The sequence below is a fragment of the Tyzzerella sp. An114 genome, assembly GCF_002161055.1.
GTDB lineage: Bacteria > Bacillota > Clostridia > Lachnospirales > Anaerotignaceae > Fimicola > Fimicola cottocaccae.
On the sequence record NZ_NFLT01000009.1, the window covers coordinates 1 to 19,155 of the forward strand.

Sequence of the window (19,155 nt, forward strand, 5' to 3'; positions counted from 1 at the left end):
AGAGTATTAGAAGTAGTGACAACACCAGAAGATGAAAACTGGGTATATGATACAACAATCTATAACTTCACAGTAAAAGACGGAAAAGCGTCAGTACAGGCTGGAATAAACTTTGTAAACAAACTTAAAGATGATTCACCTGTTATTGGTGGAGATATTAAAGTTGTATTTAATAAAGGTAATGCTGGAAATATTGAAAACTTCCCAGATGGTTCTGTTGCAGTAGTTGTTGATAAAGGAACAAAACTTGAAACAAAAGATGTACCTAATATTATACCTGATACAAATTATAGATTTGTAGGTTGGAAAGATGATGCAACAGGTACAATTTACACATCAGAAAATATACTTGAAATAGTTGTTGAAAATAATATGTCATTTACTGCACAGTATGAATATACTGGAGGTTCAAGTTCCGGTGGCGGTGGAGGTGGCTCTGGAAGTGGAAGAACTATCGAAGATGAAGATGTTCCATTAGCAAACCTTAACCTTGAAGACCACTTTGGATACGTTGTAGGTTATCCTGACGGAACAGTTAGACCAAATGACTATATTACACGTGAAGAAGTTGCTACAATATTCTTCCGTCTTATAGATGACTATTCAAGAGAAGAATATTGGTCAACAACAAATAGTTATACTGATACAGTTCCAACAGATTGGTCAAACAATGCTATATCAACTCTTGAAAAATCAAATATTATTTCTGGATATCCTGATGGAACATTCAGAGGTGACAATTATATTACAAGAGCTGAATTTGCTGTAATATCAGCAAGATTTGATGAAACACCTTATGTTGGTGACGACTTATTTACAGATATATCCGGTCATTGGGCACAGGAATATATAAACAGAGCAGGTAATAGAGGTTGGTTACATGGTTATTCCGACGGAACATTTGCTCCAAATAAGTATATTACAAGAGCAGAAGCATTCACTCTTATAAATGCAGTTCTTGGACGTACACCAAATGATGAAAGTCTCTGTGATGGAATGGTAACATTTAGCGATAATCCAAAAGGTACATGGTATTACGCTCAAATTCAGGAAGCTACAAACTCACATAATGTTGCAGAACCTGTTGAAGGTGAAACAAATGAAGTTTGGACAGAAGTAATTCCTATGAGAGATTGGAAAGCTATTGAACAGCCTTCAAACAAAACTTTCATTCCAGACCCATATGCACCAGAAATTCCTGATTTATCAGAAGTTACTGAATAATAAAAATTTGATATAATTTTTTGGGACGGCTTAAAAGCCGTCCTTTTTTTGTGTTATAATGTTTGAAAAAAAGGAGGAGTTAAAGTGGCAATAAACTTTATATGTTATTCTAAATGTAGCACTTGTAAAAAGGCTAAAAAATGGCTTATTGAAAATGGAATTGAATTTGATGAAAGAGATATAGTTATAAACAAACCCACAGCAGATGAGTTAAAGTTGTGGATAGAAAAGAGTAATTTGTCTATAAAGAAATTTTTTAATACAAGTGGAGTTCTTTATAGAGAAATGGGACTTAAAGATAAAATAAATGATATGTCCTTTGATGAGCAAATAGAAATTCTTTCTAGTGACGGTAAAATGGTAAAAAGACCTATTTTAATTACAGATAATAATGTTCTTGTAGGTTTTAAAGAAAAAGAATGGGAAGAAGTTTTTAAATAAATTGTTGACATAAACTATAAAAAATGGTATTTTAAAAATGGTTATACGACTGACGGAAGTGGAATAAACCACATGAAGTATAGCATAGTAATAGGCCGACCGTCTGGGCAAAAAGTCCGGACTGTCGCCTTTTTTTGTGGGACAAACGGGCTTTTCCGATTATTTTTGGAAAGGACTGATTTTTTATGTATTATGATGATTTTAAAAAGGTTTCTGATGGAGCTTCTAAAAAAGTTGATTTTATGAATAAGTCAATTTTAGGCTATGGTGTAAGTTCTATTTTAGCAGGAATATATATAGGTCTTGCTGTTATACTTGTAAATACCATAGGTGGTGCACTTCCTTCAGGTGCTGCAAAAATACTTATGGGAGCTGGCTTTTCTCTTGGTCTTTGTCTCGTTGTCATAGGTGGGGCAGAACTTTTTACAGGTAATGTTTTTTCAATGACATCAGGTATTTTAGATAATACAATTAATGCTTTTAATGGTATAAAACTTCTTGTTATATGTTATATTGGAAATTTTGTAGGTTCAATTATTACAGCTTTATTATTTTATGCAGGTGGAGGGCTTAAAAGCGAAAATATAGCTCTTTTTATAAATAATTCTTCTTTATCAAAAATGTCTATGTCTAGTACAGATATATTTTTTAAAGCTATACTCTGTAATATGCTTGTGTGTTTAGCTGTATGGTGTGCTACAAGATGTAAAAGTGAGTCTGGTAAAATAATGATGATATTTTTATGTATATTCGCCTTTGTAGTTTCAGGCTTTGAGCATTGTATAGCTAATATGACTCTTATGACAGCTTCAATGCTTTCACCTTTTGCAGAGGGTGTTACATTGTCAGGATTTTTACATAATATTATATTTTCAACATTGGGAAATATAGTGGGAGGCAGTGTTTTTGTTGCTTTACCTTATTTTATAATTTCAAAATATAGATAATAAAAAAGCGTGTTTTTACGGAACACGCTTTTTTCAGGTAATTTACAAAGGTATATTGTAGAAAGGGGATTGCATTATAATATTAATTATTTTGTTACTTTTTTCTTTAAAATTCCTAAAAGTATCATTCCTACTATTGAACCAACAACAAGAGATATAAGATATCCACCGCTGTTTCCAATAACAGGTACTACGAATATTCCACCATGAGGTGCTCTTAATGTACATCCAAAGAACATTGAAAGTCCGCCGGCTACTGCTGCATGCTGCACCTATTGCACATGAAGGAATTACTCTTAATGGGTCTGAAGCTGCAAATGGAATTGCACCTTCTGTTATAAATGAAAGTCCCATAATATAGTTTACAGGGCCTGATTTTCTTTCTGCTTCTGTAAATTTGTTTTTAAAGAATGTTGTTGCAAGAGCTATTGCAAGAGGTGGAACCATACCACCAATCATAACTGCTGCCATAATATCATACTGTCCACTTGCTATTGATGCATTACCAAAAACATAAGCTGCTTTGTTTATAGGACCACCCATGTCTATTGCCATCATACCGCCAAGTATTACACCAAGAAGAACTTTACTTCCTGAACCCATAGCGTTTAATGTATCAAAAAGCATTGTGTTTATAGCACCAACAGGTGGATTTATTATAAATATAATTATTGCTCCTATAAGGAATACACCGAATAAAGGATAAAGAAGTACAGGTTTTAATCCGTCAAGGCTGTGTGGAAGTTTGTCAAATACTTTTTTGAGTAATAACATAAGATAACCAGCAATGAAACCTGCTATAAGTGCTCCTAAAAATCCGCTGCCGCCCTGATTTGCAAGATGACCACCAACAAAACCTACTGCTAAAGCTGGTCTGTCTGCAATACTCATTGCTATAAATCCTGCAAGTACAGGAAGCATAAATGAGAATGCACCATCACCTACTGATTTTAAAAATGCAGCAAATGGTGTGTTACTTCCGAAATTACTTGGGTCTATTGTGAAATCGTCAAAGAGGAAAGCTAAAGCTATAAGTATACCGCCTCCAATAACGAATGGTAACATATGTGATACACCGTTCATAAGATGCATATATATTTGATGTCCAATGCTTCCGCCAGCTTTTTCACTGCTGTCATCTTCACTGTGGTCAGCATGGAATATTGGTGCATCCTCTGCCATAGCACGTTTTAAAAGTTCTTCACCTTTATGAATACCGTCTGCAACTTTTGTCACTATTACTTTCTTTCCGTCAAAACGGTTCATTTCAACTTTTTTATCTGCTGCAACAATTATACATTTTGCGTGTTCAATTTCTTCTTTTGTAAGTACATTTTTTGCTCCGCCAGAACCGTTTGTCTCAACTTTTATGCTGATACCCATTTCTTCCCCTTTTTTCATAAGGTTTTCAGCAGCCATAAATGTATGAGCAATACCTGTTGGACAAGCTGTTACTGCAAGAACATCATAAAATTCATTTGTTTTTGCTGGAGTTTCCTCTGCATATTCTTCACTGAATTTTTTTCTTTCAGCTTTATCTATTACATCAAGATATTCTTCTGCTGTTTTGGAGTTCATAAGATTTTTTCTGAAATCTTCGTCCATTAAAAGCATTGAAAGACGCTGTAAAACTTCTATATGAAGGTCTGCACCTTCTGCTGGTGCTGCAATCATAAAGAAAAGATTTGATACTTCTCCGTCAAGAGCCTCATAATCAACACCACTAGGAACTGTCATTGATGCAAGTCCAGGATTTTTAACAGCTGAAACTTTTGCATGAGGTATTGCTATACCGTCTCCAATACCTGTTGTTCCTGATGCTTCTCTTGCTAAAATTCCTTTTTTATAATCTTCTTTGCTTGAAAGATGTCCGCCTTTGTCCATAAGCTCAACAAGTGTGTTTATGGCATCATCTTTTGATGAAACAGAGGCGTTAAGCATTATTGATTCTTTTTTCAGCAATTCTGTTATCTTCAAAATAACTCCTCCTTGATTTATAATCTCTTTAAGATTTCTAAAACTTCTTCTTTTGTAGCTAAATATTTTGAAAAAGCACTGGCACTTCCAGTTGCAACACCTGTTTTGAATGCTTCTTCATAGCTTCCATTATTAAGATATCCTGCAATAAATCCTGCAACCATTGAATCTCCAGCACCTACTGAGTTTACAACTGTTCCTTTTGGTGCAGCACTTTTGTATATTTCGCCATTTTCTGTAATCATTATTGCACCGTCTCCGGCTCTTGATATAAGAACATTTCTTGCTCCCATATCCTGAAGTTTTTTTGCATACTCTATTATTTCTTCTTCTGTTTTGAGAACAACTCCAAACATTTCTCCTAACTCATGGTTGTTTGGTTTTATAACGAAAGGATTGTATTTAAGTACATTTAAAAGTAAATCCTTTGTGGCATCAACTGCTATTTTAATACCTTTATTTTGGAGCATTTCCATTATTTTTTCATATATATCCTGTGGAAGTGAAGGTGGAACACTTCCTGCAAGAACAAGAATGTCTCCCTCTTTAAGCTCTCTAAGTTTACTGTAAAGCATTTCAAGTTCATCAGCACTTATTGAAGGACCTGTGCAGTTTATTTCTGTTTCTTTATCTGCTTTTATTTTTACATTTATTCTTGATAAACCTTCTCTCAATTCTATAAAATCTGTGTTTATGCCAAATTCTTTTGCTCCATTTTCAATTTCTTTTCCTGTAAATCCAGCAATAAATCCAAGAGCGACATTTTCAAAACCAAGATTTTTAAGTACAGTGGACACGTTTATTCCTTTTCCACCGCTTAAAATCATTTCTGATGAACTTCTGTTTGTCTCACCCATTTTGAGATTTTCAACATTTATAATGTAGTCCAATGATGGATTAAAAGTAACAGTATAAATCATATCATATTACCTCCACTACTTCTGTTTCTTTTCTAATATCTTCGTCAGTCAGCTTATCTGTTATTATAATTGCCTCTGATAGTTTACCAAATGTTACTGATGATATTTTGCCAAATTTTGATGAGTCACAGAGTATATAGCTTTTTCGGCATTGGGCTATTGCTCCTTTTTTGGTTAATGCTTCTGTAACATCAGGTGTGCTTAAATTTGCTCTTTTTGAAACACCATTTGCTCCAAAAAATCCTTTTGTAAAGTTATATTTCTTGAGATTTTCAACTGTTTCATTTCCAATAAGAGCTTCTGTTGTATTCTTAAATTCTCCTCCAGTTACAAATACCTTAAAACCTCTATTTGAAAGTTTTACAGCATGAGTTATGGCGTTTGTTACAAAAACAGCACTTTTTTCTGTTATATAGTCAATCATAAATTCTGTTGTTGTGCCTGCGTCAATGTATATAAAATCATTTTCTTCTATCAAAGAGGCTGCATAAGCTCCGATTTTTTTCTTTTGTTCTTTGTTAAGGTCATATCTTACAGAGACCTCAAAATCTTTTGTATTATAGTCCATATCAATGGCAGTTGCTCCGCCATGTACTTTTATTAATTTTCCCAATTTATGAAGAGCATTAAGGTCTCTCCTTATTGTGGACTCTGAGGAGTTTAATAATTCAGTAAGTTCCTGTACAGTAACTGATTTCTTTTCGTCAATAATTTTTAAAATCTTATTGAATCTTTCTTCGGTTAACATGTTATCCTCTCCCTGTAATAATAATATACCACCAAAAACAATCAAAATCAATCACATTAATGCATATGAAACAATCAAAATCAATCATGTTTCTTATATAATATGACGACAGTTTTGGGTTTTTCAACGTTTGTAATAAAATTATATCATACTTTTAGTTGATTTTGACTGATTGAAAAATAAAACAGTCAAAATCCGTCAAAAATAAATGTGATAAAATTTATCGACATTTCTATATTGACATATTTGATTTAATATATATAATTAAATATATATACCACACCCCCCTGGGGTATAAAGGAGGCTTAAAATGAAACAGAAATTTGATGTAACAGGTATGACTTGCAGTGCTTGTTCTGCTCATGTTGAAAAAAGTGTATGTAAACTTCAAGGCATTGAAAATGTAAATGTAAATCTTTTGCAAAATTCAATGACTGTTGAGTATGATGATAATTTATGTAGCGATGATAAAATTATAAATGCTGTTATAGAAGGCGGATATGGTGCTTCTGTAAAGGGACAAAAGAGCAACAGTCAAAACTCTGAAGGTATAAAACCTATTGAGGAAGAAATGAAGAATATGAAAAAGAGATTGCAGTTATCATTTTTGTTTTTGATACCTCTTTTTTATATTTCAATGGGTCACATGATGGGCTTTCCTCTGCCTTCAATATTGACTGACCATGAAAATATAATGGTTTTTGCTTTGACACAGCTATTTTTGACACTTCCTATAATGTATATAAACAGAAAATATTTTGAAGTTGGATATAAAACTCTTTTTATGAGAGCTCCTAACATGGACTCTTTAATAGCTTTAGGTTCGACTGCTGCGGCTGTTTATAGTATATATGCTATTTTCCAGATGGGTTATCATATGGGACATGGTGAAATGGAAATTGCTCATACTTTCGCTATGGAGCTTTATTTTGAGTCTGCGGGAATGATACTTACACTTATTACTGTTGGAAAATATCTTGAAACTCGCTCAAAGGGTAAAACATCTGACGCAATAGCTAAACTTATTGACCTTGCTCCTAAAACTGCTATTGTTGAGAGGGATGGAAAAGAAATTGAAATATCAACTAATGATATAGTTTTAGGTGATATAATAATTGTAAAACCAGGAAAAAGTATACCGGCTGACGGTGTCATTATTGAGGGAAGTTCTGCTGTTGATGAGTCGGCTATAACAGGGGAGAGTATACCTGTTGAAAAAAATAAAGGTGATAAGGTAATTGGTGCTACTGTAAATAAATCAGGATATTTTAAATTTAAAGCAACAAAAGTTGGAGAAGATACAGCTTTATCACAGATTATAAAACTTGTTGAGGAGGCTTCCGGCTCAAAAGCTCCTATTGCAAAATTAGCTGATAAAGTTAGTGGTGTTTTTGTACCTGTTGTAATAACAATAGCAATTATATCTGCTGTTATTTGGCTTTTGGTAGGTCAAAGTTTTGCTTTTGCTCTCTCAATAGGAATTGCTGTTCTTGTAATATCTTGTCCATGTGCTTTAGGTCTTGCAACACCTACTGCTATAATGGTTGGAACAGGAAAGGGAGCTGAAAACGGTATACTTATAAAGTCTGCTGAGAGCCTTGAAATTGCCCATGAGATAGATACTATAATACTTGACAAAACAGGAACTATAACAGAGGGTAAACCGAAAGTGACAGATGTTATACTTGCTCCTGGAGTTTTTGAAAATAAACTTTTAAGACCTGCCTATGCTATTGAAAAGGCTTCTGAACATCCTCTTGCTGATGCTGTCACAGAGTTTGCAAAATCAAAAAATATTGAAGTCGACAGTATAGAAAACTTTACAGCTGTTGCCGGTCAGGGAGTTTATGGATATTATAATGGTAAAAAAATATACTCTGGTAATATTAAAATGATGATTGAAAATAATATTGATACAAAAGGTCTTGAGATTGATGGAGAGAGACTTTCAAAAGAGGGAAAGACACCTTTATATTTTGCTGAGGAAGGAAAAATACTTGGTATAATAGCCGCTGCTGATGTTATAAAATCTACAAGTGAAAAGGCTGTACAAGAATTTATAAATATGGGTATTGATGTTTATATGCTTACAGGTGATAATAAAAATACAGCTGAAGCTATAAGAAAACAAGCGGGAATACCTCATGTTGTGGCAGAGGTTTTGCCACAGGATAAAGAGAGAGAAGTAAGACGTATACAGGAAAGTGGAAAAAAAGTTGCCATGATAGGTGACGGTATAAATGACGCTCCTGCATTGGCAAGGGCTGATGTTGGTATTGCCATAGGTGCCGGAACTGATGTTGCAATAGAGTCTGCTGATATTGTTCTTATGAAAAGTGACTTGCTTGACGCAGTTTCTGCTATACAGCTTAGTAAAGCTGTAATAAAGAATATAAAAGAAAATTTATTCTGGGCGTTTTTCTATAATACAATAGGAATACCCCTTGCTGCTGGAGTATTTTTCAGTAGCTTTGGTATAAAATTAAATCCTATGTTTGGAGCTGCTGCAATGAGTTTAAGTTCATTTTTCGTTGTGTCTAATGCTTTAAGACTTAAACTTTTTAAGCCTTCTTTCAAAAAAGGTGAAAATGTTTATAATGATAAAGAAATTGAAAATAATAAAACAGATGAAAAGGAGATAGTTATTATGGAAAAAACAATGATTATTGAAGGTATGATGTGTAACCACTGTACAGGTAGAGTTGATAAAGCTTTAAATGATATTGAGGGAGTTACTGCAAAAGTAAGCCTTGATGATAAAGCCGCATACTGTACACTTTCAAAAGATGTTGATGATGAAGTTCTCGTTCAGGCTGTTACTGATGCAGGATATAAAGTAATTGATATAAAATAATTTTTGGAGGTTTTTATGCAAGCAGACAAAAACCAAATTAAAAGACTTTTAAAAACTGCTTCCGGTCAGTTGGAAGGCATTATGAAAATGGTGGATGATGACAGATATTGTATAGATATTTCAAATCAAATATTGGCAACAGAGGCTGTTTTAAGACGTGCTAATAAAGAGATATTAAAAGCACATATGAAGTCTTGTGTTAAAAATGCCATTGCTGAAGGTGGCGGAGATGACAAAATAAATGAAGTCATTGATATACTTGATAAGATTTCAAAATAAATATTTTAAAGAAAATCAGATATAAATCTGATTTTCTTTTTTTTGAAGTTTTTTTCTGATATAATCTTAAATAAAAATTTATTAAAGGTGATAATATGAATACAGCTATACTTGTTGTTAGCTTTGGAACAAGCTACAAAGACACTTTAAAGAAAAATATTGAAGCCCTTGAAAAAGATATACAGAAAAATTTCCCAGAGTATGAAGTAAGACGTGCTTTTACAAGTGGTTTTATAATAAAAAAACTTAAAGAAACCATGAATATTGAAATTGATAATGTTGAAATTGCCCTTGATAAACTTAAAAATGATGGATATGAAAAAGTTGTGTGTCAGCCAACTCATATTATGAATGGTTTTGAATATGAAAAATTTAAAACTATGGCAGAGAGCAAAAAACATATGTTTAAAGAGATTGTTATTGGAGAGCCTTTACTTTATGGTACAGAAGATAATCAAAAAATTGTTGATTGTTTGAAATGTGAATTTGAAAATAGTAATGATAATAATGCTATTGTATTTATGGGACATGGAACAGGTCACCCAGCAAACAGTATATATGCTGCTATTGATTATATGATGAAAGACAGAGGATTTAAAAATGGATTTATGGGAACTGTTGAAGGTTATCCGGAAGTGGAGTCTGTTATAAGTGCATTAAAGAGAGAAAGTTATAAAGATGTAATATTAACTCCTTTTATGCTTGTGGCTGGGGACCATGCTGTCAATGATATGGCAGGAGATGAGGAGGACTCATGGAAAAATATATTTGAAAAAGAAGGTTTTAATGTTAATTGCATAATAAAAGGTTTAGGAGAGTATAATTCTATAAGAAAATTGTATATAGATAAGGTAAAAAATATTTTAAATTGATGTATTATAAATATTTACATAGTTCCAATTTAAGGATATAATATTTTTTATAGTTGTTAGGATTTTTTATCTTAGCAATACTCCATCACACCAATAAAGCAACCCTACTGCTCCTCACAGTAGGGTTGTTTTATTTTAAATACTTTAATTGACGGTTAAAAATCATTATAATATAAATATACAGAATACAGTTTTAATTAATATTATGGGGGAATTGTTATGGAGAAAGCAGAAAAAATTAAAAGTGCTATATATTCTATGGTTATATTCAGAAATTTATTAAAAGACCCTGTTATAAATAAATTTATTGATATGACAGAAAATATGGATAAAGATGTTTCAGAAGCTGTTAGAGCTTATTCTGAGTTTGTATCAAAACTTTTTGAGAGTAATATTAATTTTAGTGATTATATACTTAATATTGTTCTTGAGGACGAAAATATATATATGCTTAAAAAATCTCAAAATAATGATGTTGATACAATACTTGAAGATTGCCTTTTAAATGAACTTAAAATACTTGAAAATTTAAGTAAAGTTACAAGTGCTGAAATAAAATCAGAAATACCATACAGTGGATTTTTTGCTGATTGGAGAACATCAGATTATGACTTTGTAAAAATTTATAAAGATAGAATAAAAAATATACATTCTCATGGATACGGTATATTTGCAAAATATCATACATTTATGCTTAAAGAAACTCCAGAGGGAACAAGTATTGTTCCTGTTAAAAATCCAGATAAAACAAGACTTTCTGATTTAGGTGGATATGAAAGAGAGAGAAAAGCTGTTATTGATAATACAATAGCACTTATAGAGGGAAAACCAGCTGCAAATGTTTTGCTTTATGGTGATAGTGGAACTGGAAAATCTTCAAGTGTTAAGGCTATTGCTAATGAGTTTATAGATAGAGGTTTAAGACTTATAGAACTTAGAAAAAATCAGCTCAGACTTATGCCTGACCTTTTAGATACATTAAGTTTAAATCCTTTAAAATTTATACTTTTTATAGATGACCTTTCTTTTACTCAAAATGATGATGATTTTGCTGCTTTAAAAGCTATATTGGAAGGCTCTGTTTCTGCTAAGGCGGGAAATCTTGCTATATATGCTACAAGTAACAGAAGACATCTTATAAAAGAAAGCTTTGGAGATAGAGATGGTGACGACCTTCATGTTAATGATACAATACAGGAACTTGTATCATTAAGTGAACGTTTTGGCCTTACTGTAACATTCCAAAAACCAGATAAAGAAAAATTTATTGAGGTTGTAAATGGTCTTGCTGACAATTATGGAATAAAAATGGATAGAGATGAGCTTGCTTTTAAAGCTGAAAGTTATGCTGTAAGAAGAAATGGACGTTCTCCACGTATAGCAAAACAGTTTATAGAGATGATAAAATCTGAAGAAGAATAAAATCCGTATAAAATTATATAATTAAGTATACACCTTATTGTATACAATAAATAATGGGTTTTTATAAAGTTAAAAAATGTAAAAAAATATGTGTGTTTTAAATTTATTTTTTATATATTTTATATGTTGACTAAAAGTGTTAAATGGTGCAATATATAAACATAAATTAAATAAGTAAAAAGACAATGGCGTCAGATAAAATACATTTGAAATGTATTTTGTTTGATGCCTTTTTTATTTGATTTATATTGATTTGAATAATTTTTGGTAATATGTAGAATGAATAAAATTCTGCTTATTATATAAAAAAAGAACCTCCAATCTTTTTTTAGCCTGAAGTCATTACTGTACCCTTTATGGCTGTTTTATATCATTTTTTTCTCCTACAAATGATTTGCCCGAAAAGACAGTCAAAGAAGTAATGATTTAGTTATATATTTATTCCCATATATAACTTTATAAAAGCCTTAATTCCCCGATTAAGGCTTTTTATATTGCAAAAGACACCCTTTTTTTAAAAGGGTGTCTTTTGATTGTTGTGTGATGTATGTTTAATTAGGTTTTGGGGACTATTTAATCAATTATTTTAAAAATTCAGATATTTCTGATGAAACTACCATGCTACCGTTTTCAAGAGCAACTGGTAATGTAAATGTTTTTGCTTCACCATTTACTGTGTAAGCTGTGCTTCCAAGTGTAACAGATATTGATACACCATCTTTTTCAAGTACAACAGGAGCTTCATTTGATGTCCATTTTACTTCAAAACCAGCTTCAACAGCTGTATCTCTTAATGCAACAGCAGTAGCAGCAGGTGTTTCAATAGCTTTTGTATCAACATTTGTAGTATTGTCAACAGCAGGTGTTTCTATTGCTGGAAGTAAAACTACTTTGATAGGTGTTGTCTGTGCTGGAATACTTCTTGTTGATGCTCCATAAATTACAAGAGCGTCGCTTCCTTTAATATCTTCTGCTGTAAGAATATTTTTTGTTCCTGTGATTGATACTATTGATGTATCTTCTGCAATGTTAAGTTTAAGTGTGTTGTCTTCATTTACAAGTTCATCGTTGAATTTTCCTGTCATTACAGTTGTTCCTTCAGCATTCATAACAAATCCAACTGCTGATGGTGTCATTGGAGGAATACTCATTGTCATTATTGAGTTTGAAGGAAGTACAGCTGTTATTTCCATACCTTCTGTAAGGTCTTTAACAGTTTTGATGCTTCCGTCTTTTGCATCATAAACAACTGTTGCTGTTGATGTTGTAAATACCATTCCCATATCTTCGTTTTCAATTGTTATTGTAGCAAATTCGCCATCTTCTTTTGTTTCTGTTGTTATAGTTGTGATTTTTCCAGCTTCTGTTGTGTATGCTTTCTGTACTTCAACTGGTTTATCAGTAGCTGTTTCGTTTATAAGCATAATTCCGTCTTCAGCAGCTTTCTCAGCTGTCTCAGCAGATACAGGGTCACCGTAACCAACTACTGTTGAGTCTTCAGCAAAAGCTGTCATTGAAAGTACAGAAACTGCCGCCATTGTTGTTAATATAAATCTTCCTAAATTCTTTTTCATAGTAAATTCTCCTTTTTATATAAATAATTAAATCTAGTTTTTCAATGTTTACATTAATACAGACGGGACATATTTTATTTTGTTCCACATTTTTAAAAAATTTTTTTATTTTTTTTAAAAATATTATTTTAATGCAATTAATTCTTTGGCTTTATGGAAAAATATACTTATTTATGATATATTTTAAGTTACATAAAATCTTTTTTAATTTAGAAAGAGGGTAATTTATGAAAATACGAAGCAAAATGTTTGCTGTTATAATAATATTTTCTGTTCTTCCTGTTATTTTGGTTTCCTTTATAATAAATCATACATATAACAAAAATACAGAAGATGAAATACTTGAGAGTCTTAGTTCCTCTGTGCATATATATGAGAGTACAGTGGAATCATTTTTTGACCAAAAAAAGTTAACACTTGATACAATATCAAATATTACAGAAGTAAAAGATTATATTTTAAATACAAATGAAAATTTGAATTATTATAACCATGAAAGTTATGTTCATATTAAAGATGTAATAAATTCATGTGTTGATAATGGTGATTATATAATTGCAATTGATATAGTAAGTAGTAATAATCAAGTTGTTTTTTCAAGCAAAGATAGACATGAAAAAAATATTTCAAAATTTGAAAAGGCTAATAAAATGAAAAGCACAGAATATAAAGGTGTTGTTTATTCTGATGCAAATATTGAGAGTGATACAGGAAAAACAATTTTTTCAATAGGTGTTCCAATATATTATGCTAATGAATATATTGGATATTCTACAATGAGTATAGACTTGGAATATCTTATAAGACTTTCTGACCAATCAGAATTTTATAAAACAGGTTATATATCTGTTATAGATTCTCAAAATTTTTCTGTTGCTTCAAAAGGTCCTTATGTAGGAAATTATATAAATGAGATTTCTTCAGATGCAAAAAATACTTTTCCTAAAGAATGGAATGCAGTAACTGAAAAGGGTGAGGATGAAGGATTTTTCTCCTATTACATTGATGGCATTAAAAAAATAGCCTTTTATAGTAATATAAATAAAACTGGTTGGTATGTTGTGGGTAATGTAAATATAGATGAAGTTTTTGCCCCTCTTAATGTGACAAGTAAAGTTGTTGTAATGTTTGTTTTTGTAATACTTATTTTTGATGCAATAGCATTTTTTATTTATATGAGAAGTATAACTATACCTATGAAAAAAATGACCATAGCCACAGAGGGTGTATATAAAGGTGATTATAGTATACGAATGGAATATGATGAAGACAATGAGTTGGGACTTATAGCAAAAACATTTAATAATCTTATGGATAACATACAGCTAAATACAAACAAACTTAAAAATCTAAACAATGATTTTAGTATACTTACATCTAATATTCCAGGAGGAATGATAAGATGTACCGTTGATGAGTTCTGTGAACTTTATTTTGTAAGTGAAAGTTTTCTTAAATTAATGAAGTGTTCAAGAGGAGACTTGGAATACGCTTATGACGGAAGATATATGGAAATGATACATCCTGATGATGTAGATTATGTTAGAGATATAGTTTTGGACATTAAAGAAGATGGTGATATTGAAGATATTGAATATAGAATAGTTCGTCCTGATTCTTCAATAATATGGGTTAAAGATAGAAGTAGAGTTGTAAGTGACGGAAATGGTAAGAGATGGATGTATACAATTCTTATAGATATAACCGTTGATAAAATGTATCAGGAAGAGTTTAAAAAGAGCGAAGAAAGATTTTCTAAGATTGTAAACTGGTCTGATAATATTATTTTTGAATGGGATAGCAATAGAGGAAATATTGGTGTTTCTGATAATGTTAGATTTAAAATAGGTTATAATCCTTTAAGACTTTCATCAGATGGAAAATCAATAGAAGTTGATGGCATATTCCCAGAAGATAAAGAAAAATTCTGTAATATGTTTGACCGAATATTTAAAGGAGAGCTGGGAATAGAGGAAGATGTAAGATTTAAAAAGAAACCTGAAAATACTTATGCATGGTTTAAAGTTAAAGTTGGAGCTTTGCGTACTGATGGTAACAAAATATATAAAGTCATAGGTATAATTTATAACATAGATAATATAAAAAATCATGAAAATATAATAAAGGGACGACGTGACAGTTTTACAGGATTTTATACAAGAGAAGGTATGCAACTTGTTGTTGATGATGACATAACAGAGAGTCTTGAGGTTGTAAAAAAAGCAGTAATAATATTTGATATAAGAGGATTTAACCACCTTAAAGAAGTTATGGGTATAAAATTTTCAGAAGCTGTAATAAGCGATATTGCTGGTAAATTATCTAGTGCCTATGATAAAAGTGATGTTATAGCTAGAATAAGTGAGAGTAGATTTGCTGTATTTACGAAATTTGCCGCATCAAAAAGTATGCTTATTGTCAATATAAATGAGGTTATGGATACATTAAAAAGTATATACAGGAATAGTGAATTAGAATGTTCAATACAAGTATGTGTAGGTGTCAGTCGATACCCTAAAGACGGAGAAACATTTGAAGCTCTTTATCAGAAAGCAGAAACAGCTCTTTTTGAGGCAATAGAAAAGGGAAATGGTAAATATGTTATATATGAAGAAAATGAAAAGCAAATGGATTGATAATAAATTTTTAGAGGTGATAAAATGATTGACCAAAGATTTATAACATTCCTTGAGCTTTGTAATACTATGAATTATACAAAAACTGCAAAAAATCTTCATATGATACAGCCTGCTGTAACTCATCATATACACTATATAGAAAGTCTTTATAATATAAAACTTTTTACATATACAGGTAAAAACCTTAATATTACAGAACAAGGCAAAGTTTTGAGAGAACTTTTAAGAAGTTTATATAATGATAGTGTAAAAATTGAAGAAAAAATAAAAGAATTTCCCTTTATAGGCAAAAAAATAAATTTTGGTGCTACATTAACTATTGGGGAGTATGTAATGCCTATACCTTTAAGAAATTATATTATAAAAAATCCTGATGCTAAAATTATAATGCAAGTTGATAATACAGAGATGCTTATAAATATGATTAAAGAGGGAAAAATAGATTTTGCCATAATAGAGGGAAAGTTTGATAAAAATGATTATGATTACAGGCTCTTTTCAGTGGAGGAGTTTATAGGTGTTGTATCTCCAAAACATAGATTTGCTAAAAAAGAGATTGAGTTTTCAGATATTTTTAAAGAAAGATTTATAGCAAGAGAACCAGGTTCAGGTACAAGAAGTATTTTTGAGGATTATCTAATAGAACAAAACAGAAGTATTAACAGTTTTGAAAGTTATATGGAGATAGGTAATCTTAATACAATAAAAAATCTTGTTAAAGATAATATGGGAATAACATTTCTTTATAAAGCTGCGGCAAAGTCGGAAATTGAGAGGGGAGAACTTTGCCAATTGAATATAAAAAATTATTCTATAAAAAGGGAATTTAATTTTGTAGCTTTAAAAAATTCTATGTTTATACAGGAATATACAGAATTTTTTGATTTCTGTAAAAAAATATACACTGATTTGTGATTTTGTATTTACAAAAAAACATAAACAATATATTATTTAAAGGATGGCTTTTAAAATGTATTTATATACAAAAAATATTTTAAAAGCCTTAAAAATAAAGGGGGAATAAATTTTGGAAAAAAGAGAAAACTTTGCCTCAAGGCTCGGTTTCCTGCTTATTTCTGCAGGCTGTGCCATAGGTATAGGAAATGTTTGGAGGTTTCCTTACATAACAGGTCTTTATGGTGGTGCAACATTCGTACTTATCTATTTATTTTTCTTACTTGTACTTGGTTTACCTATTATGGTAATGGAATTTTCCGTTGGTAGAGCAAGTAGAAAAAGTGCTGCACTTTCATTTAATGTTCTTGAACCAAAGGGCACAAAATGGCATGTATACCGTTATTTCGGTATGTTAGGAAACTATGTACTTATGATGTTCTACACAACAGTAGCTGGCTGGATGCTTTATTATTTCTATAAAATGGCAACAGGCGGATTTGTTGGACTTGATACAGATGGCGTAAGTAATATGTTTGGAAACATGCTTTCACAGCCTGGAACAATGACATTTTGGATGATTATTGCTGTATTAATCGGTATGGGCGTTTGTGGAATGGGACTTCAGAATGGTGTTGAAAAGATTACAAAGACAATGATGACTTGTCTTCTTTTCATAATGATAATACTTGTTGTTCGTTCTGTAACACTTCCAGGAGCTTCAGAAGGTCTTAAATTTTATCTTATACCAAGTCTTAATAAAATAATGGAGCATGGTGTTAAAGAAGTTGTATTTGCTGCTATGGGACAGGCTTTCTTTACATTAAGCCTTGGTATTGGTGCTATGGCTATATTTGGAAGCTATATTGATAAAAGCCACAGACTTACAGGTGAAGCTATAAATGTTACAATACTTGATACATTTGTTGCATTCACATCAGGTCTTATAATATTCCCAGCTTGTTTCGCTTTTGGTCTTAACCCAACAGAAGGCCCAAAACTTATATTTGTGGTTCTTCCTAATATATTTAACTCAATGGCTGGCGGAAGATTTTGGGGAGCTTTATTCTTTGTATTTATGTCATTTGCAGCTCTTTCAACTGTAATTGCTGTTTTTGAGAATATAATTTCTTTTGCAATAGACCTTTGGGGTTGGACAAGAAAAAAAGCTGTTATTATAAATCTTTTTATTATAATAATAGTTTCAATACCTTGTGTACTTGGATATAATTTATGGTCATCATTCCAGCCTTTAGGAGAGGGAAGTGCAATACTTGACCTTGAGGACTTTGTTGTAAGTAACTGTTTACTTCCACTTGGTTCTCTTGTATATCTTGCTTTCTGTACATCAAGATATGGCTGGGGTTGGGAAAACTTCACAAAAGAGGCTGATGAGGGTATTGGTATAAAATTCCCTAAAGGCACAAGATTTTATGTTACATGGATACTTCCACTTATAGTTCTTATAATATTCTTTGTAGGACTTTTCCAGAAACTCAGTTTCTTAATGTGATATTATTAAGGCATACCAAAAAAATTGGTATGCCTTATTTATTTGTCATAAAAAAGGGGTAATATATTTTATATACTGTACAATTGATTTATATTCATTTGATGTATATAATCAAATTAAAGACAATTTTAATTTTTTGTGCGTTGTATAAAGACAAATTTATTTTAATGGAGGTATGTACATGAATATAAGTATATTTGATGTAACAGGTCCTGTTATGATAGGCCCTTCAAGTTCTCATACAGCAGGTGCTGCAAAGTTGGGAAGAATTGCAAGACTTATTGCCGAAAGACCTTTTAAAAAAGTGTCTTTTGGTCTTCATGGTTCTTTTGCAGATACTTATAAAGGACATGGAACAGATATTGCTCTTGTTGCTGGTGCTCTTGGAATGTTTGAGTACGATGAGAGATTGGCTGATGCCTTTGAAATAGCTAAAAAAGAGGGTATTGAGTATGATTTTTATACAACAGAGCTTGATGATATGCATGAAAATTCTGTAAAGATAACATTTACATTTGATGACGGAAAAGAGTGCAATGTTTGGGGTTCTTCAATAGGAGGAGGACAGATAAAAATAGTTAGAATAAATGAGTTTGACACAGAGTTTAATGCCACAGCCCCAACATTAATTATAAATCAGTATGATAAAAAAGGTGTTATAAGTAATATATCAAAGGTACTTTTTAATCACAATATAAATATTGCTGTTATGAAACTTAGTAGAACAGCAAGGGGAAAAAATGCTTGTACTGTAATAGAAACTGATGGTGAAATACCAGAATGTGTTGTAAATGCTTTAAGAGAAATTGAAAATATTATAAGTGTTCAGGCAATAAATGTATAATTTTGTG

At 31.4% G+C, this 19,155-nt stretch carries 14 protein-coding genes, 1 pseudogene and 1 riboswitch; of the genes and pseudogenes, 11 read left to right on the plus strand and 4 right to left on the minus strand.

Annotated elements, in window-relative coordinates; translation table 11 throughout:
* The 3 genes from B5E58_RS09150 to B5E58_RS09160 all read left to right on the plus strand — a co-directional run.
* On the plus strand, positions 1 to 1,224 hold a 1,224-nt coding region (locus B5E58_RS09150), incomplete at its 5' end, for an S-layer homology domain-containing protein (protein WP_143597251.1).
* 90 nt (positions 1,225 to 1,314) lie between these two features.
* Entirely contained in the window at positions 1,315 to 1,665 is a 351-nt protein-coding gene (locus tag B5E58_RS09155) for an arsenate reductase family protein (RefSeq protein WP_088109430.1), read from the plus strand.
* A 35-nt stretch (positions 1,666 to 1,700) separates the two neighbouring features.
* Positions 1,701 to 1,781, plus strand: a riboswitch (ZMP/ZTP riboswitch).
* 69 nt (positions 1,782 to 1,850) lie between these two features.
* A complete protein-coding gene (locus B5E58_RS09160) occupies positions 1,851 to 2,612 on the plus strand; it encodes a formate/nitrite transporter family protein (protein WP_088109370.1) in 762 nt (253 codons plus the stop codon).
* Between the two features lie 86 nt (positions 2,613 to 2,698).
* Here the strand turns inward: B5E58_RS09160 and B5E58_RS09165 are convergent.
* The 3 genes and pseudogenes from B5E58_RS09165 to B5E58_RS09175 all read right to left on the minus strand — a co-directional run bounded on the left by B5E58_RS09165 (position 2,699) and on the right by B5E58_RS09175 (position 6,257).
* Positions 2,699 to 4,589: pseudogene (locus B5E58_RS09165) on the minus strand (PTS fructose transporter subunit IIABC).
* 17 nt (positions 4,590 to 4,606) lie between these two features.
* Entirely contained in the window at positions 4,607 to 5,509 is a 903-nt protein-coding gene (gene pfkB / locus B5E58_RS09170) for a 1-phosphofructokinase (protein WP_088109371.1), read from the minus strand.
* Position 5,510: 1 nt separating this feature from the next.
* On the minus strand, positions 5,511 to 6,257 hold the full coding sequence (locus B5E58_RS09175) for a DeoR/GlpR family DNA-binding transcription regulator (RefSeq protein ID WP_088109372.1): 747 nt from the start codon (positions 6,255 to 6,257) through the stop codon (positions 5,511 to 5,513).
* A 310-nt stretch (positions 6,258 to 6,567) separates the two neighbouring features.
* Here B5E58_RS09175 and B5E58_RS09180 point away from each other — a divergent pair, with 310 nt between their 5' ends.
* The 4 genes from B5E58_RS09180 to B5E58_RS09195 all read left to right on the plus strand — a co-directional run bounded on the left by B5E58_RS09180 (position 6,568) and on the right by B5E58_RS09195 (position 11,684).
* Complete coding sequence (locus B5E58_RS09180; RefSeq protein ID WP_088109373.1) at positions 6,568 to 9,111, plus strand: heavy metal translocating P-type ATPase; 2,544 nt, start codon at positions 6,568 to 6,570, stop codon at positions 9,109 to 9,111.
* Positions 9,112 to 9,126: 15 nt separating this feature from the next.
* A complete protein-coding gene (locus B5E58_RS09185) occupies positions 9,127 to 9,390 on the plus strand; it encodes a metal-sensing transcriptional repressor (RefSeq protein ID WP_088109374.1) in 264 nt (87 codons plus the stop codon).
* 95 nt (positions 9,391 to 9,485) lie between these two features.
* Positions 9,486 to 10,262 carry a sirohydrochlorin cobaltochelatase gene (locus B5E58_RS09190; RefSeq protein WP_088109375.1) on the plus strand — a complete coding sequence of 259 codons (777 nt, stop codon included), beginning with the start codon at positions 9,486 to 9,488 and terminating at the stop codon, positions 10,260 to 10,262.
* A gap of 219 nt (positions 10,263 to 10,481) precedes the next feature.
* Complete coding sequence (locus tag B5E58_RS09195; RefSeq protein ID WP_088109376.1) at positions 10,482 to 11,684, plus strand: ATP-binding protein; 1,203 nt, start codon at positions 10,482 to 10,484, stop codon at positions 11,682 to 11,684.
* Positions 11,685 to 12,265: 581 nt separating this feature from the next.
* Here the strand turns inward: B5E58_RS09195 and B5E58_RS09200 are convergent.
* On the minus strand, positions 12,266 to 13,258 hold the full coding sequence (locus B5E58_RS09200; RefSeq protein ID WP_088109377.1) for a stalk domain-containing protein: 993 nt from the start codon (positions 13,256 to 13,258) through the stop codon (positions 12,266 to 12,268).
* A gap of 227 nt (positions 13,259 to 13,485) precedes the next feature.
* On the opposite strand from B5E58_RS09200, the gene B5E58_RS09205 reads away from it, so the two are divergent.
* The 4 genes from B5E58_RS09205 (at position 13,486) to sdaAB (ending at position 19,148) form a co-directional block, all read left to right on the plus strand.
* Positions 13,486 to 15,894, plus strand: coding sequence for a cache domain-containing protein (locus B5E58_RS09205; RefSeq protein ID WP_088109378.1), 2,409 nt, complete (start codon positions 13,486 to 13,488; stop codon positions 15,892 to 15,894).
* Between the two features lie 24 nt (positions 15,895 to 15,918).
* Complete coding sequence (locus B5E58_RS09210) at positions 15,919 to 16,812, plus strand: LysR family transcriptional regulator (RefSeq protein WP_088109379.1); 894 nt, start codon at positions 15,919 to 15,921, stop codon at positions 16,810 to 16,812.
* 112 nt (positions 16,813 to 16,924) lie between these two features.
* Positions 16,925 to 18,304, plus strand: coding sequence for a sodium-dependent transporter (locus tag B5E58_RS09215; RefSeq protein ID WP_088109380.1), 1,380 nt, complete (start codon positions 16,925 to 16,927; stop codon positions 18,302 to 18,304).
* 181 nt (positions 18,305 to 18,485) lie between these two features.
* A complete protein-coding gene (sdaAB, locus tag B5E58_RS09220) occupies positions 18,486 to 19,148 on the plus strand; it encodes an L-serine ammonia-lyase, iron-sulfur-dependent subunit beta (RefSeq protein WP_088109381.1) in 663 nt (220 codons plus the stop codon).
* The last annotated feature ends 7 nt before the right edge of the window (positions 19,149 to 19,155 follow it).